This window comes from Arthrobacter sp. OV608 (assembly GCA_900110595.1).
In the GTDB taxonomy this organism is placed as follows: Bacteria; Actinomycetota; Actinomycetes; order Actinomycetales; family Micrococcaceae; genus Arthrobacter.
Window position 1 is genome coordinate 104,796 of sequence record FOEZ01000008.1, and the last position, 15,586, is coordinate 120,381.

11 protein-coding genes are annotated in these 15,586 nt (G+C 64.8%); 6 read left to right on the top strand and 5 right to left on the bottom strand.

Features of this window, described 5'->3' with window-relative positions; all coding sequences use genetic code 11:
- Positions 1-131: 131 nt before the first annotated feature.
- The 4 genes from yajC to BMX78_RS12485 all read left to right on the top strand — a co-directional run bounded on the left by yajC (position 132) and on the right by BMX78_RS12485 (position 5,944).
- A complete protein-coding gene (gene yajC / locus BMX78_RS12470; protein WP_091419836.1) occupies positions 132-542 on the top strand; it encodes a preprotein translocase subunit YajC in 411 nt (136 codons plus the stop codon).
- 103 nt (positions 543-645) lie between these two features.
- Positions 646-2,406 (top strand): protein translocase subunit SecD, encoded by a 1,761-nt coding sequence (gene secD / locus BMX78_RS12475; RefSeq protein WP_091419838.1) that lies wholly within the window; start codon positions 646-648, stop codon positions 2,404-2,406.
- On the top strand, positions 2,406-3,422 hold the full coding sequence (secF, locus tag BMX78_RS12480; protein WP_091419839.1) for a protein translocase subunit SecF: 1,017 nt from the start codon (positions 2,406-2,408) through the stop codon (positions 3,420-3,422). The genes secD and secF overlap by 1 nt, the downstream gene beginning before the upstream one ends.
- Before the next feature lie 131 nt (positions 3,423-3,553).
- Positions 3,554-5,944 carry a RelA/SpoT family protein gene (locus BMX78_RS12485; RefSeq protein ID WP_091420019.1) on the top strand — a complete coding sequence of 797 codons (2,391 nt, stop codon included), beginning with the start codon at positions 3,554-3,556 and terminating at the stop codon, positions 5,942-5,944.
- Here BMX78_RS12485 and BMX78_RS12490 read toward each other — a convergent pair.
- The 3 genes from BMX78_RS12490 to BMX78_RS12500 form a co-directional block, all read right to left on the bottom strand.
- Positions 5,825-6,562 (bottom strand): type IV toxin-antitoxin system AbiEi family antitoxin, encoded by a 738-nt coding sequence (locus BMX78_RS12490; RefSeq protein WP_170850799.1) that lies wholly within the window; start codon positions 6,560-6,562, stop codon positions 5,825-5,827. The two genes, BMX78_RS12485 and BMX78_RS12490, sit on opposite strands and share 120 nt — an antisense overlap.
- Before the next feature lie 103 nt (positions 6,563-6,665).
- Positions 6,666-8,207 carry a DUF349 domain-containing protein gene (locus BMX78_RS12495; protein ID WP_091419841.1) on the bottom strand — a complete coding sequence of 514 codons (1,542 nt, stop codon included), beginning with the start codon at positions 8,205-8,207 and terminating at the stop codon, positions 6,666-6,668.
- A gap of 67 nt (positions 8,208-8,274) precedes the next feature.
- Positions 8,275-9,081: a peptidylprolyl isomerase gene (locus BMX78_RS12500; RefSeq protein ID WP_091419843.1), complete on the bottom strand. Its 807-nt coding sequence runs from the start codon at positions 9,079-9,081 to the stop codon at positions 8,275-8,277.
- Positions 9,082-9,306: 225 nt separating this feature from the next.
- On the opposite strand from BMX78_RS12500, the gene hisS reads away from it, so the two are divergent.
- Complete coding sequence (gene hisS / locus BMX78_RS12505) at positions 9,307-10,677, top strand: histidine--tRNA ligase (protein ID WP_091419844.1); 1,371 nt, start codon at positions 9,307-9,309, stop codon at positions 10,675-10,677.
- A 27-nt stretch (positions 10,678-10,704) separates the two neighbouring features.
- Here the strand turns inward: hisS and BMX78_RS12510 are convergent, their stop codons facing one another.
- Both BMX78_RS12510 and BMX78_RS12515 read right to left on the bottom strand, forming a co-directional pair.
- Complete coding sequence (locus BMX78_RS12510) at positions 10,705-12,300, bottom strand: HNH endonuclease (protein WP_091419846.1); 1,596 nt, start codon at positions 12,298-12,300, stop codon at positions 10,705-10,707.
- Positions 12,301-12,444: 144 nt separating this feature from the next.
- Entirely contained in the window at positions 12,445-13,686 is a 1,242-nt protein-coding gene (locus BMX78_RS12515) for an APC family permease (RefSeq protein WP_091419847.1), read from the bottom strand.
- A gap of 109 nt (positions 13,687-13,795) precedes the next feature.
- Here BMX78_RS12515 and aspS point away from each other — a divergent pair, with 109 nt between their 5' ends.
- Positions 13,796-15,574, top strand: a complete 1,779-nt coding sequence (gene aspS, locus BMX78_RS12520) for an aspartate--tRNA ligase (RefSeq protein ID WP_091419849.1) — start codon at positions 13,796-13,798, stop codon at positions 15,572-15,574.
- Positions 15,575-15,586 lie beyond the last annotated feature (12 nt).

A 15,586-nucleotide genomic window follows, 5' to 3' on the forward strand; every position in this document is an offset into this window, starting at 1 on the left:
CTGCCTGCGTCGCTGGGGAAGGAACCCGTCAGGCCTCTGCCTGCCTGACTGTTCTGCCCCGGCCGGAGCGAAGCCGATGTTGCTGGAAAATCAGCTAGGCAAATAAAAGGACGGAATTCCCCTTGGATCCAATGTCAATTCTCCTGTTCGTCATGCTCGGCGTGTTCATCTTTATGATGTTCCGCCGCAACAAGAAGACGCAGCAGCAGCAGGCGGAACTCCAGTCGAAGTTCGGCCCCGGCGTCGACGTGATGACCAGCTTCGGCCTCTACGGCCGGATTGTGGACATCGACGAAGCCGAGAACAAGGTCACCCTTGAACTTTCCCCCGGCAATCTCGCCACCGTACACCGCCAGGCCGTCACCAAGATTGTTGAGCCCGCTGCTGTGCCCGAGGCCGCTGCGCCGGCCGTCCCGGATGATGCCTCCTCCATCACAGGGCAGGAAATCCCCGCAGCGGAAACGGGAACCCCGGCCCAGCCGGCCGAGACTCCCGACGAGACCCTGAAGCGCCTCAATGACGAGGGCAAGAAGGACAACTAGTCCCTGTTAGCGCTTTTCAACACCTCTACGGCTGCGGAATACCGCCAGTGCCGGTAAAACCAGGCACCGGCGGTTCCTGACGTGAATAAGAGAAAGATCAACAATGGCACGAACTGGCCCTAAGAAACCAGGCCTCAGGGTCCTGGTCTGGCTCGGCGTCATCATCGTCGCGCTGACTGCTGTCCTGGCGGGCGGCACCCTGGCCGGGAAGGCAAGCTGGGCGCCCAAGCTGGCCCTGGACCTCGAAGGCGGCACCCAGATGATCCTGGCGCCCAAGGTTGAGGGCGGTTCGGACATCAACGAAGAACAGCTCAACCAGGCTGTGGCGATCATCCGCCAGCGCGTGGATGGCTCCGGTGTTGCCGAAGCCGAGATCAGCACCCAGTCCGGGCGCAATGTTGTGGTCAGCCTTCCGGGCACCCCTTCAAGCCAGACGCGCGACCTCATCCAGGCCTCCGCGGACATGAACTTCCGTCCCGTCCTGCTTAACGGGGCAGGCGCGGCCGTCCCGGAGGAGTCGCGGGCTCCGGAAGACCAGCTGCCGAAGCCGACGGCGGAACCCGCCAACAGCAGCGACACCAACTGGATCACGCCGGAAATCTACCGCCAGTTCGAAGCCCTCGACTGCGACAACCCGTCCCAGGACAAGCAGGAACGCTCAGACCCGGCCAAGCCGCTGGTCACCTGTGAGCCTGCATCCGGGAACAACCCCGCGATCAAGTACATCCTGGGTCCGGTGGAGGTCAAAGGCAGCAACATCGTCACCTCCTCCTTCCAGCTCCAGCAGGGTGCGCAGGGTGCCGTCACGAACGAGTGGGCAGTCAACATCCAGTTCGACGGCGAAGGCACCAGTAAGTTCAAAGAGGTTACCGAACGCCTGAACCAGTTCTACGTGGCTGCCGGCGGGCAATCGGGTAACGACCCCAAGGCACAGTTCGCCATCGTGCTCGATGACCAGGTCATTTCCGCTCCCCGTTCGCTTGCCGTCATCACCGACGGCCGCCCGCAGATCACTGGCGGCTTCACCGAACAGACTGCCAAGGCCCTCTCGGACCAGCTCCGGTTCGGTGCCCTGCCCATCAGCTTCGAGATTCAAAGCGAGCAGCAGATTTCCGCCACCCTCGGTGGTGAGCAGCTGCGCATGGGCCTCCTCGCGGGCCTGATCGGCCTGCTCCTGGTGGTGGTCTACTCGCTGTTCCAGTACCGGGCCCTTGGTTTCGTGACCATCGCCTCGCTGGTGGTCGCCGGTATCCTGACCTACCTGGCTATCGCCATCCTGGGCTGGACGGAAAACTACCGGCTGTCCCTGGCAGGCGTAGCGGGCATCATCGTTGCCATCGGCCAGACTGCGGACTCGTTTATCGTCTACTTCGAACGCATCCGCGATGAGCTCCGTGAAGGGCGCGGGCTGGTGTCCGCCGTCGAAAACGGCTGGAAGCGCGCCAAGCGGACCGTCCTGGCCTCGAAGGCTGTCAACCTGCTGGCGGCACTGGTCCTGTACTTCGTGGCCGTCGGCAACGTGCGCGGCTTCGCCTTCACCCTGGGCCTGACCGCGATCGCTGACCTCATCGTGGTGTTTATGTTCACCCACCCGACGCTGCAACTGCTGGCCCGCACCCGGTTCTTCGGTGAAGGACACAGGTTCTCCGGCCTCGACCCCAAGCGTCTCGGCGCAGTTCCGCTGTACCGCGGCGCGGGCCGCCTCCGCACACCCGAAGACCGGCCCGCCGTTGCAGTCCGAGCCAAGAATGCAGGCGCCACGGCCGAGGCCGAACGCCGAATGACCATTGCCGAGCGCCGCCTGGCGCAGAAGCAGGCGGAGCTGGCCGGCTCCTCGAAGTCTGCTGCGAAGGAGAACAAGTAATGCCAAGCTTCGCGACTTTCGGTAATGAGCTCTACACCGGCAAGCGCTCCTACAACTTCGTAGGCGCCAAGAAGATCTGGTTCATCATCGCGGCCGTGGCCGTTGCCCTGTCCATCCTGATCCCGGTGGCCAAGGGCGGCTTCAACCTCGGTATTGAGTTCCGGGGCGGATCCGAGTTCACGGTCTCGAACGTCAAGAGTACGGACGCCACGGTAGGCGAGGAGGCCGTCACCAGTGTGGTGGCCGGCAGCGTGCCACGCGTCGCCAATGTGGCCGGGACCACCATGCGGATCCAGACCGACAAACTCACCGACGATGAAACCCTTCGCATCAAAGAGGGCCTGACCACGGCTTACGGAGTCACGGACAACGAGGTGACCTCGACCTTTGTGGGACCCACCTGGGGTGCTGACGTCACCAAGCAGGCGCTGCTCGGCCTGGTGATTTTTGTGCTCCTTGCCGCGGTGCTGATGGCGTTGTACTTCCGCACCTGGAAGATGTCGCTCTCGGCCATTGCGGGCATGGTGGTGACCATGTTCGTTACAGCCGGAGTGTACGCGCTCAGCGACTTCGAAGTGACCCCATCAGCGATTATCGGGTTCCTCACCGTCCTGAGCTACTCGCTCTATGACACGGTGGTGGTGTTCGACAAGATCCGTGAGAATACGGCTGAGCTTGACGCATCAACACGGCGCACCTTCGCGGAGGAAGTCAACCTGGCCGTGAACCAGACCCTGGTCCGCTCGATCAACACCATGATGGTGGCCATCCTTCCGGTCGGCGCCATCTTGTTCATCGGTGCCGGACTCCTGGGCGCGGGAACTCTGCGCGACCTCTCGCTTGCCCTGTTCGTTGGCATCCTGATCGGTACTGCGGCCACCATTTTCGTTGCCGCTCCGATGTACGCCTGGCTGCGGCAGAACGAGCCGGACCTCGTCAGGCAGGCCAAGCGAGTCGAGCAGCGCCGGGCTAGTGCCGAGCGTTCCGCGGCTCCCGCGGAGCCGGCCCAGGCCTAGGTTTTTCGCAGGGGCCGGACGGTGTCAGAATCCTGACGCCGTCCGGCCCTGGCTGTTTTAAGAGCCGGTTATAAAACTCCTTCGGGTGAGGAATAGACTGGGGTAATTAAACGGTCATGAGGGGTGCTTCATTGGAAGAACGTTCTGCGTCGCTGCCGACGGCACAAGGAGATCAGGGTCCGGCCGGTGTGCAGACCGGCCAGGCGGCTTCCGCGCGCGCAGGTTCGTTGGTCCCCGTGGACAACTCCGGGTCCCGCCCCACTTTTCCCGGCCGCCGGGAACGCACCAGGTCACGGCTCGCCCGGCTGACAGGCCGGAGTGCCGCAAACTATTCACCCATCCTCGAACCACTGCTGAGGACGGTCCGGGCCAACAATCCCAAAGAGGATTTTGACCTCATCCAGCGCGCCTTCGACGTGGCGGAACGGAGCCATCGCGGGCAGAAGCGCAAGAGCGGTGACCCCTACATCACCCATCCGGTGGCTGTGGCCACCATCCTCGCCGAACTGGGACTCAGTGGAACCACCCTGGCAGCGGCTCTGCTGCATGACACCGTCGAGGACACGCCGTACACACTCGCCGACCTGAAGCGTGACTTCGGTCCGGAAGTGGCGATGCTCGTTGACGGGGTCACCAAGCTGGACAAAGTCAGCTTCGGCGAAGCGGCGCAGTCCGAGACGGTCCGCAAGATGGTTGTGGCCATGGCCAAGGACATCAGGGTTCTGATGATCAAGCTCGCCGACCGGCTCCACAACGCCCGTACGTGGCGCTTCGTTTCAGCCGAATCTTCGGCCCGAAAAGCGCGCGAAACCCTGGAAATCTTTGCCCCGCTGGCGCACCGGCTGGGCATGAACACCATCAAATGGGAGCTGGAGGACCTGTCCTTCGCGGCGCTCTACCCCAAGGTGTACGAAGAGATCGTACGCATGGTGGGGGACCGGACTCCGGAGCGCGAGAAGAGCCTGGGCGTCATCCGGGACCAGATTACTGAAGATCTCCGCACGGCCAAGATCAAGGCAACCATTACCGGCCGGCCCAAGCACTACTACTCGATCTACCAGAAGATGATTGTCCGCGACAAGGACTTCGACGACATCAATGACCTCATGGGTGTCCGTGTCCTGGTGGACTCCGTCCGGGACTGTTACGCCGCCCTCGGTACCATGCACTCGCGCTGGAACCCGCTGCCCGGCAGGTTCAAGGACTACATCGCGATGCCCAAGTTCAACATGTACCAGTCCCTGCACACTACGGTGATCGGTCCTGGCGGCAAGCCGGTGGAAATCCAGATCCGGACGCATGAGATGCACCGCCGCGCCGAGTACGGCGTCGCCGCGCACTGGAAGTACAAGGACCAGCCCAACCGCACCGCGGTTGGCCCCGGGAGCCCGCGCGACGGCGACATGGGCTGGCTGCGCTCACTGGTGGACTGGCAGCAGGAAACCTCGGACCCGGGGGAGTTCCTCGATTCCCTGCGGTTCGAGATCAACGCGAGGGAAGTTTTCGTCTTCACCCCCAAGGGCGAAGTCATGGCCCTGCCGGCCGGCTCCACCCCTGTGGACTTCGCCTATGCTGTCCATACCGAGGTGGGTCACCGGACCATCGGCGCCCGGGTTAATGGAAAGCTCGTTCCGCTCAACAGCGAGTTGAACCACGGCGACTGGGTGGAGATCTTCACCTCCAAGGCTGAAGGAGCAGGGCCCAGCCAGGACTGGCAGCATTTCGTCAAGAGCGCCCGGGCCCGCAACAAGATCCGGCAGTGGTTCAGCAAGGAACGCCGTGAAGAGGCGATCGACCGCGGCAAGGAACTCTTGACCCGTGCCATGCGGAAACAGAACCTGCCCCTCCAGCGCCTGATGACTCATGAGGCGTTGGCCGCGGTGGCGGAGGACTTCAAGTACGTCGACATCTCCGGGCTGTACGCCGGTGTGGGGGACGGGCATACCTCTGCCCAGGCGGTCATGGAGAAGCTCGTCGAGAGCCTCGGCGGGAACGAAAGCACCGACGACGACATCACCGAAGTCAGCATCCCCACGCAGGTCACGAAGGCAAAGTTCTCCGACTCCGGTGTTGTGGTCCGTGGCGTGGGCGACGTCTGGGTGAAGCTGGCCCGCTGCTGTACGCCTGTTCCTCCGGACCCGATCCTCGGGTTTGTGACCAGGGGCTCCGGCGTGTCCGTGCACCGGACGGACTGCACCAACATCTCCGACCTGAAGGACCAGCCGGACCGGATCGTTGAGGTGGATTGGGCGCCCACGCAGTCCAGCGTGTTCCTGGTGGAGATCCAGGTGGAGGCGCTGGACCGCAAATCGCTGCTCTCCGACGTCACGCGCGTGCTCTCCGAGAACCACGTCAACATCCTGGCGGCCAGCGTCCATACCTCCAGCGACCGCGTTGCCATTTCAAAGTTCGCCTTCGAGATGGGTGACCCCAAGTACCTGCACCACGTCCTGAGTGCTGTCCGCCGGATTGACGGTGTTTTCGACGTCTACCGCACCACGGGGAACAAGCGCCGGAACTAGCTGCGCCAGCTTTTCCAGTGCCGCCCTTTTGTGGGGGACCCGGGGGCTGGCCTCGATGGCCAGGATCAGCAACCGCAGGCGCACATCGTTCTGCGGGCGCGCCAGCAAACTTTCCAGGGTGGGGATCGCCCGCTCCGCCTCTACATGCAGGGCTACGTCAAGCGCAGTGCGCAGCGGACTGGAGACCATCAAACCGCCCAGGCTGACAACATCGAACGGCCCGAGCTTCACTTCGTGCAGGCTGCAGCCCCGGGTGTTGCGCAGGCTCGAAACACGGCGCTTGGCATCAACCAGCAGTGCCAACCGGTCCGGCTCGGCGGCACAGCCATAGATCCAGGCCGCTGTCATCCGCCCCGCCACTACCCGTTGGCGCACGGCTGCCGGAACGGCTCCAGCGGCTGCCCGTGCCCGGAGTTGCGGGGTGGCCGTGCTTCCAGGCAGCGCGTAACCGTGCTGATGGAACCGGGTCAGCAGGCCGTCGGCGGCCAGCGCCTGAAGCTCCGGGAAGGCAAACGGCATGCCCGGAGCATAAAGTTCGGGGAAGCGCGGCAGTGGTTCCGGGCTGGAGGAGGAATCCGCGCCGTGGGCGGCGGCGGGAGGTGCCGTGGATGTCGCCATCCACCCATCCTGCCCCGATGGCGTTAACCGGCACAGGCCCGGTTCCGGTTATGTGGATAACCGGAACCGGGCCTGCATTGACAAACAGCCGGCGTGAAAAGGGCTAGGACAATTCGCTGGCAGACCGCTGGATCTGGTCCAGCCAGGCCTGGCGTGCTTCCAGGGCTTCCTGGGCTGCCTTGATCCTGCGCTGGTCACCGGTCTTTTCAGCCGTGGCGAGATCTTCCTGGAGCCCCGCGATGGCGGATTCCAGCTGTGACAGGGCGCTGTTGGTGCGTGCCTTCCGCTCCGGGTTGGACCGCTGCCACTGCTCTTCCTCGGCGTGGCGGACTGAGTCTTCCACCTTCCGCAGCCCGGCTTCAACGCGTCCCATGTCCGCGCGCGGGACCTTGCCGGCCTCTTCCCAGCGGTCCCGGATCGACTGCAGGGCCTTCTTGGCAGCAGTCAGGTCCTTCACCGGGAGAATGGCGTTGGCTTCGGTCAGGAGCGCTTCCTTGACCGTGAGGTTTGAGGCATATTCCTGGTCGATCTCATCATTTGCCGCCTGGCGCGCCGTGAAGAAGGCATCCTGGGCGGCGCGGAACCGGGCCCAGAGGGCGTCGTCGTCCTTGCGGCTGGCCCGCGGGGAGGCCTTCCACTGATCCATCAGGCGCCGGTACTCGCCGGCGGCGAATCCCCAGTCGGTGGAGGTGGACAAGGCTTCGGCCTCGGCGATCAGCTTTTCCTTGGCTGACTTGGCAGCAGAGTTGTTGCTGTCCAGCTGCGAGAAGTAGGCGCGGCGGTGACGGTCAAAAACAGTGCGGGCGGCACGGAACCGCTTCCACAAGGCGTCCTCGTTGCTTCGGCCCAGGCGGACTCCGCTCTTCTGGGCTGTCTTCCAGCTCTCGAACAGCTCGTTCATCCGGGCGCTGGAGGTCTTCCACTGCGTTTGGGTGGGATCCTGGCCCGAGATTTCCTCGGCTTCGGCGACGATAGCCTCGCGGGCAGCGAGCTCGGAGGCGCGGACGGCGTCATGCTCGGCCTTCTCCGCCTTTTCGAGTTCAGCGATCTGCGTGGATAACGCATCGAGCCGCGCCTCTGCAGACCTAAGGTCTCCCACCATGTTGCGCTCGGCGAGCTGCTCACGCAGGTGCGTGACGGTCTTTTGCATGTCGGTGCTGGGGGCCTTTGAGCTGACGCGCTGTTCGAGCAGCACGATCTGGGCCACCACATCGTCATATTTCCGCGCGAAGTACGCCAGCGCCTCGTCGTCACTGACCCCCGGGTACTGGCCCACGGGGTGTTCCGCGCCGTCGATGGCCAAAAAGACGTGTCCATCGCCCTCTACACGGCCCCACTTCGCCGCTTCTGCCAGCGACGTTGCCGGCGCTGCGGGAACAGCTGTTGCAGCAGGTGCAGCAGCTGGCTTGGGGCGGGACGCGAAGGCGGCCGGAGAAGGTGCCGGGCGGGGTGCCGGTGCCGGGGAAGTGCTTTCCGGGGCATTGCTTTCCTCGGCCGGGCTCTCACTGGCGCCACTTTGCGGGGCATTCTCCACGGGAGCTTCCGTTGCGGGATCGCTGGCTGCAGGTGCAACTTCCTCGGCGGCGGGTGCCGCCGTCCCGGTCAGGTCTGTTGCTGTTTCGTCGGATTTCTGACTGTCTGTCACCGCTAAAAGTCTTTCGCTTGGAGGAAAATACTCAGGTCCTGCACCGCAGCCTCAGGGGCCGGGCTTCCTACTTCAGAGAAAACGAGTCTATCGTGACTGGTTCCACAGGTGCGCCGTCTGTGTCGCTGCTGCCCGGTGTAATCCCGGCTGCAGCTATATTCGACACCACATCAAGCCCGGAAGTCACTCTTCCCACCACGGTGTAGCCCCCTGCGCTGTCCGCCGGGATGACCGTGTCCTTGTACACGATGAAGAACTGTTTCCCGTTTCCGAAGGCGTTGTTTCCGGTGCGTGCCACGGCGATGGTTCCGGCCGGATAGGTATTGTCGGCGGGCGTGTTTTCGAGGGGACCCCAGGTGTAGGTTGGATCCCCCTCCCCGTTGGGTCCGGATGCGCCGCATTGAAGCAGCCCGAAGGTATCGCCGGTGGTGAGGCGGTGGCAGGTTTTGGCATTGAAGTAGCCTTCGTCGCTGAGCGATTTGAAAACAGCGGCTGCCTGCGGTGCTTTCGTCCCGTCCAGCTCCACTGCAAGGGGGCTCCCGTTCAGGACCAGATCGCCCGTGAAGGTCTTTCCGTCGGCCGTTTCCGCAGCAGGAATGTTGGGACTGTTGGTCGCCGGCACGGACGGGCTTGCAGAAGCGGAGGGGCTGGAGAGCCCTGCCTCGGCGGCGGCGAACTCCTCCTCGGTGGGATTACCGGCGAAGGCGGTCAGTTGGAGGACGACGGCGAGCATCACGGCGGCGGTTCCGGCACCGGCGGCGATCACGTTGTCGCGCTTGCGCCGCTTCTCCTGTTCCCGGCGCAGCTCGCGCTTGGCTTCCATCTGCTGAATGCGCCGCCTTGCTTCGCGGGCACTGCGTGAACTGGCCGCCAAGGGTCCTCCTTATTGTCGGGCTGCTGCGCCCCGCGGCACAGGCCCCGGGCGCATGTGTCTGACGGCCAAGTCCTGACGCGTCCGCTGCATTAGAGATGCTGGCGGATGACGCATAAACTGACTGCCGCACATAGTTTATGCATGACTGGCTGGACTGCCGCCGTTCCAGGCCCGTTTCGGGCCGCGCAAGTCCCAGGCACCCTTATCAAGAGGAGAAAATCCACCATGGCACGCACCGCCTCCCTGTCCGGATTCCCCGAGTGGCTTCCCGAGGAGCGGCTGGTGGAGCTGCATGTGCTGGATACGCTGCGCCGGGTTTTCGAGCTGCACGGCTTCGCTTCCATTGAAACGCGGGCTGTTGAAACCGTGGGGCAGTTGCTGCGCAAGGGCGAAATCGATAAGGAAGTGTACGGTCTCAGCCGGCTTCAGGAGGACGAGAGCGAGAATCCGGTTAAGGGCGGCAAAGCCGATCCACACGCGCTTGCGCTCCACTTTGACCTGACCGTTCCGTTCGCCCGCTACGTGGTGGAGAACGCCGGCTACCTCGCCTTCCCGTTCCGCCGTTACCAGATCCAGAAGGTCTGGCGCGGTGAGCGCCCGCAGGAGGGCCGGGCCCGTGAATTCACGCAGGCGGATATCGACGTGGTGGGGGACGGTGACCTGCCGTTCCGCTACGACGTCGAAATCGCGCTGGTCATTGCAGAGGCCCTCAGCGCCCTTCCCATCCCTGACTTCCGGCTCCGGATCAACAACCGCAAACTCGCAGAGGGCTTCTACCGCGGCATCGGCCTGGACGATACGGCCGGGGTGCTGCGCAGCATCGACAAACTCGAGAAGATCGGTCCCGCGAAGGTGGCCGAACTGCTGAAAGCTGAACTGGGTGCAACCGACGAGCAGGCGCAGAAGGCTCTGGAGCTGGCCGGAATACGTACCGAGGACACGTCCTTCGTGGAACAGGTGCGCGCCTTGGGAGTCAGCAATGAGCTGCTTGAGGAAGGCCTGAATGAGTTGGAGCAGGTCATCGAGGCTGCCGTCCAGCGGGCACCCGGCAAGGTGCTGGCCGATCTCAGTATCGCCCGTGGCCTGGACTACTACACCGGCACAGTGGTGGAAACGGTGCTGGTGGGCCACGAACAGCTCGGCTCCATCTGCTCGGGCGGCCGCTACGACGCACTGGCCTCCAAGGGCAACCGGAAGTTCCCCGGGGTAGGTCTTTCCATCGGCGTTACACGGTTGGTATCACGCATCCTCAGCCAGGACCTGGCCAAGGCGTCTCGCTCAGTTCCCACCGCCGTGCTCGTCTCCCTGACCAATGACGGGAGCTGGAGTGCCGCGCAGGACGTCGCGGCACAGCTCCGCAGTCGTGGAATTCCCACGGAGGTGGCAGCCAAGGCGGAGAAATTCGGCAAGCAGATCAAGTTCGCCGACCGCCGCGGCATCCCCTTCGTCTGGTTCACCGACGACGACGGCACGCACCAGGTCAAGGACATCCGCACCGGCGAGCAGGTAGTGGCATTCCCCGAGACCTGGACCCCGCCGGCGGAGGATTTGGCTGTCCAGGTCGCGTCCACGGCTCCGGTGGCTTCCGCAGTCTAGGGCTGCTCCCGGATGCGCTGCCGGTACCTACGGCAGCGCTTCCCGGAAGTGGGGGCGTTTAAGGGCTTTGCGTTGCCTGAATTCAGCGCGACGGGGCCCTGGCCGCATTACTGCGGCGGCCGGCAGGCCAACCGCAACGGGTCGAAGTAGGGGACTGTTGGCTGGCCGCGTTCCCGGGAGCGGCGGCGCTGTTGACCTGTAGGTGTGGCCGGTGGGTGTCCGTGTTTCGACTGAATGTCTTTGTCCTGGCCGGGTAACCGTCTTTGCGGCCCAGCCTGGTGTTTCTTTGGTGTGGTTGCAGGTTTCGCAGAGGCCTTGGCCGTTGGTGCTGGTGGTTGGCCCGTCATGGTGCCAGGGGGTGATGTGGTCCAGGTGGCGGATGGGCGCGCCGCAGTAGGGGGCGCGGCAGGTGTCATCCCTGACCTGGATGAATCGGCGGAGTCCTGCCGGGAAGAGCCGGGCCCTGGAGTCCATCCCGACGAGCTCTCCGTGCGTCGGCGCTGTGTAGAGCCGGCGAAGCCAGACATTCAACTCTCTACCTTCCGGAGTGCCGACCGAAGGCGGCCTGCTTGGGCGGCCAAAACCAACGTCTCCGGTGCCCGCGTTAACACCGCCATCTGATCCCTGCCCTGCTGGTGCTGGGCCATCCGGCGCGAGCTCCGCAGATCCTTGGACGGCTGCTCCACCGCCGGTTGATCCCGCGTCTGACATCAGCTCGCCACGGATGGCCTTTCGAGCCCATTCGCCGGGGACGATGCCGTAGCCGGCCAGGCGTGCGGGTTCGCTGTCGCCTTGGAAGAGGGTGCGGTCGGTCATGACGAGTTGGAGGTCGATGCCTGTGTAGCCGCCCGGGGTGCCGGTGACGCGTTCGACCAATTCGTCGGCCATAATCGCGCCCTTCGGGCGCTCCTCCCCGGAAGATTTCAGGGTGTCAGCGTGGCGGGTCAGCTCGGCATAGACGGCCACGCCCTGGGCCACCGGGAGCAGTGCGGTCAGCCGGGTCATCGTGTCCGGCGCCGGACGCAGCGTGACACTCCGCTCATTCACAGCGTGGCTGGCCCGCCGGGCAACCGCCTGCGGGTCCCGCCGGTACGCAGCAGCCCGGACCGCGGCGATGATGGCCCGGTCCCCATACCCGGCAAAGGACCCGCTGTCCGCGGCGAGTTCCTCGTCTACCGCGGCCCGGTCCTCGACCGACAGGCATGCTGTTTCCTTCACCACCAGTGTGGCCCGCCACTCGTTCAATTGGCCTGATTCCAGCGCCGCGAAGGTGTGGGGCATCTCAACCATGGCTTTCCCCAAACCAAGCAACCGGGCGCCACGGGACGGTGACTCCCGACGCGCCAACGCGATTTCCGCGCCCACCCCGGCTCCGAGTTCATCCGCAGGGACTCCCGCGGCGGCCTGTTCCTGCCGGGCGGCAAGTTCGAGGGCCACGGCGATCCGTGCCTGTTTTGCGGCAGCCGCGGACTTTACATCCTCCAACTCCCGCAGCTGGTCAATTTTTCCCGGCCCGTCCATAGCGACTGGGACAGCAGCCAGCAATTCAAGGACATCAGCAACAGAAGGAACAGGACGGTTTTGCACGGCGGCCGCCCCTGCCAAACCTCGAATCGCTTCCATAACCAAAGTCTTCCAGCGGCCCCAGCCAACGGCATGAACCCACCGGCCCTATGTGGATAACCCGGGACATCAGCGTCAGGCCCTCAGGAAGGCGCGCTTTCCGCTATAAGCGGCCAGGCCGCCGTCGGACACCCGCCCGCAGCGCTACCGCCGGAAGCGCAGAACCAGCCAGCGCCCCGCCACACCTAAGGCCAGGACCGCCGTCATGGTCAGCACGGAAGCGGCAGGCAGGGTGAAGGCCAGCAGCAGGCAGCCCAGGAAGCCGGCGGCGTTCAACCACTTCGGTGCGTACCCGGGATGTTCCCGCAGGGTGAAGGCGGAGGCGTTCGCCACCGCGTAGTACAGCAGCACGCCGAAACTGGAAAAGCCCACCACCGTCATGACGTCGGCGGTCAGCAGGAGCAGGATTACGACGGCGGCCACTGCCAGTTCTGCAAAGTACGGCACGGTGTGCTTGCCGCCGATCCTGGCCAGCGGGCGGGGGAGGTCGCGCTCCCGGGCCATGGCCAGCGTGGTGCGTCCCACTCCGGTGATGAGGGCGAGGAGCGCACCCAGGCAGGCTGCCGCCGCACCCGCCTGCACTGCCGGCGCGCCCGCCGCGAACTGGGACCGCAGGACGGCCTCCAACAGCGGCGTCTTCGTGGCCGCAAGCTGCCCACCGGGCAGGTGGTTGAGGAGCAGCAACGCCAGGGCCAGGTAGATGGCGAAGGCCGAAGCCAGGGCACCAAGGATGGCCCGGGGGATTGAATGGGCCGGGTCCTTCACTTCCTCGCCCAGGGTGGCGATCCTGGCATACCCTGCGAAGGCGAAAAACAGCAGGCCGGCGGCGGGCAGCACGCCAACCAGCCCGCCGGCGGACGCCGTACCCGGGACCGCCACAGGATGGGGCCCGACCAGCGCGGCTACCGCAACGAACACCAGGGTTGCCAGTACCACGCACAGCAGGATCCGCGTCAGCAGCGCGGTCCGGGTGATTCCCAGCAGGTTCACCACGGTCAGCGCCACCACTGCCGCCACGGCCACCGGCACTGCATAAGCCGGCGCAACATAGCTCCCAAACGTCAGCGCCATGGCAGCACACGAGGCAGTCTTCCCGGTCACAAATCCCCAGCCGGCCAGGAAGCCGGGCCACTCGCCAAGCTGCTTCCGGCCATAGACGTAGGTGCCGCCGCTGGTGGGATATTTTGCTGCCAGTGCTGCGGACGCCACCGCATTGCAGTACGCCACGGCACCCGCGATGACCACCGACACCGCCAGCAGGTTTCCGGCCAGCGCAGCGGCGGGCGCGAACACCACAAACACGCCCGCGCCCAGCATGGAGCCGAGGCCGATGGTGGTGGCGTCAAAGGTGCCAAGCCTGCGTTGCAGCTGCTGGTGTTCGCTCATGCGGCGGTAGTCCCTGGGTTGCGGGTAAACTCGAACGGGATCGTTCCCGGATCGATCCTATTTAACTTCGCCGTTATCTCCCCGTTGTTACCCCGCAGAAAGGCGTGCTGTGCTGCGCACACATGACCTCGGATCCCTTCGTTCCGAGCACATTGGACATACCGTAACCCTCGCTGGCTGGGTGGGCCGCCGTCGTGATCACGGTGGCGTGGCCTTCGTTGACCTGCGCGATGCGTCCGGCGTGGCCCAGGTCGTGGTCCGCGAGGAAGAAGTCTTCCACGGCCTGCGCAACGAGTACGTCCTGCAGATCACCGGCACTGTCTCCAAGCGGCCCGAGGGCAACGAGAACCCTGCCCTGGCCACCGGCGAAATTGAGGTTATGGCGGACAAGGTGATCATCCTCAATACCTCCGAGCCGCTCCCGTTCCAGATCGACGAGCACGTTGAGGTGGGCGAGGAAGCACGCCTGAAGCACCGCTACCTGGACCTTCGCCGCCCCGGCCCCGCCCGCAACCTCCGGCTCCGCTCGGAAGCAAACCGCGTGGCCCGCGAGCTGCTGCACCAGGACGGCTTCGTCGAGGTGGAAACCCCCACACTGACGCGTTCGACGCCGGAAGGCGCCCGCGACTTCGTGGTCCCCGCCCGCCTGGCACCCGGTTCGTGGTACGCCCTGCCGCAGTCCCCGCAGCTGTTCAAGCAGCTCCTGCAGGTGGGCGGCTTCGAGAAGTACTACCAGATCGCACGCTGCTACCGCGATGAGGACTTCCGCGCCGACCGCCAGCCGGAATTCACCCAGCTGGACATCGAAGCCAGCTTCGTGGACCAGGACGACATCATTGCCCTGGGCGAGAACATCGTCAAGGCACTGTGGAAGCTGATCGACGTCGAGATCCCCACGCCGATCCAGCGCATCACTTACGCGGACGCCATGGCCCGCTACGGCTCGGACAAGCCCGACCTGCGCTTCGGTGTGGAGCTCACCGAATTGACCGAATTCTTCAAGGACACCAACTTCGGTGTGTTCAAGGCGCCGTATGTGGGCGCCGTGGTGATGCCCGGCGGTGCCTCCCAGCCGCGCCGTACCCTGGACGGCTGGCAGGAATTCGCCAAGCAGCGCGGCCACAAGGGCCTCGCCTACGTCTTGTTCAAGGAGGACGGCGAACTCGCCGGCCCCGTGGCAAAGAACCTGACAGACGCGGAACGCGCCGGCCTGGCCGACGCTGTTGGCGCCAAGCCAGGCGACTGCATCTTCTTCGCTGCCGGCGAGAAGACGGCGGCCCGTGCCCTGCTGGGTGCTGCCCGCGTTGAAATCGGCCACCGCACTGGACTCATCGACCCCAACGCCTGGGCCTTCTGCTGGGTGGTGGACGCCCCGATGTTCGAGCCCGCAGCAGCGGCCGTCGCCTCAGGCGATGTGGCCGTAGGTGCCGGCAAATGGACCGCTGTCCACCACGCTTTCACCTCGCCCAAGCCCGAGTTCCTCGACACCTTCGATAAGGATCCGGAATCAGCGTTGTCATACGCCTACGACATCGTCTGCAACGGCAACGAAATCGGCGGCGGGTCCATCCGTATCCACGAACGCGACGTCCAGGAACGGGTCTTTGAACTGATGGGCCTCGACCGGGAAGACGCCCAGACCAAGTTCGGCTTCCTGCTGGAGGGCTTCAAGTACGGTGCCCCTCCGCACGGCGGCATCGCCTTCGGCTGGGACCGGGTGGTGGCTCTGCTCGCCGGCGTCGAGTCCATCCGCGACGTTATTGCCTTCCCCAAGACCGGCAACGGTTACGACCCCCTGACTGCGGCCCCGGCCCCCATCACACCACAGCAGCGCAAGGAAGCCGGCGTTGACTTCAAGCCGGAAGCCAAGCCCACCGACGGCAAGTAGGGCATCAACCCG

What these genes read in the sequence shown, in the direction of transcription:
- yajC (WP_091419836.1), top strand. Translation starts at nt 132, where the DNA reads ATGTCAATTCTCCTGTTCGTCATGCTCGGCGTGTTCATCTTTATGATG.
- secD (WP_091419838.1), top strand. Translation starts at nt 646, where the DNA reads ATGGCACGAACTGGCCCTAAGAAACCAGGCCTCAGGGTCCTGGTCTGG.
- secF (WP_091419839.1), top strand. Translation starts at nt 2,406, where the DNA reads ATGCCAAGCTTCGCGACTTTCGGTAATGAGCTCTACACCGGCAAGCGC.
- BMX78_RS12490 (WP_170850799.1), bottom strand. Translation starts at nt 6,562, where the DNA reads ATGGCGACATCCACGGCACCTCCCGCCGCCGCCCACGGCGCGGATTCC.
- hisS (WP_091419844.1), top strand. Translation starts at nt 9,307, where the DNA reads ATGGCACGCACCGCCTCCCTGTCCGGATTCCCCGAGTGGCTTCCCGAG.
- BMX78_RS12510 (WP_091419846.1), bottom strand. Translation starts at nt 12,300, where the DNA reads ATGGAAGCGATTCGAGGTTTGGCAGGGGCGGCCGCCGTGCAAAACCGT.
- BMX78_RS12515 (WP_091419847.1), bottom strand. Translation starts at nt 13,686, where the DNA reads ATGAGCGAACACCAGCAGCTGCAACGCAGGCTTGGCACCTTTGACGCC.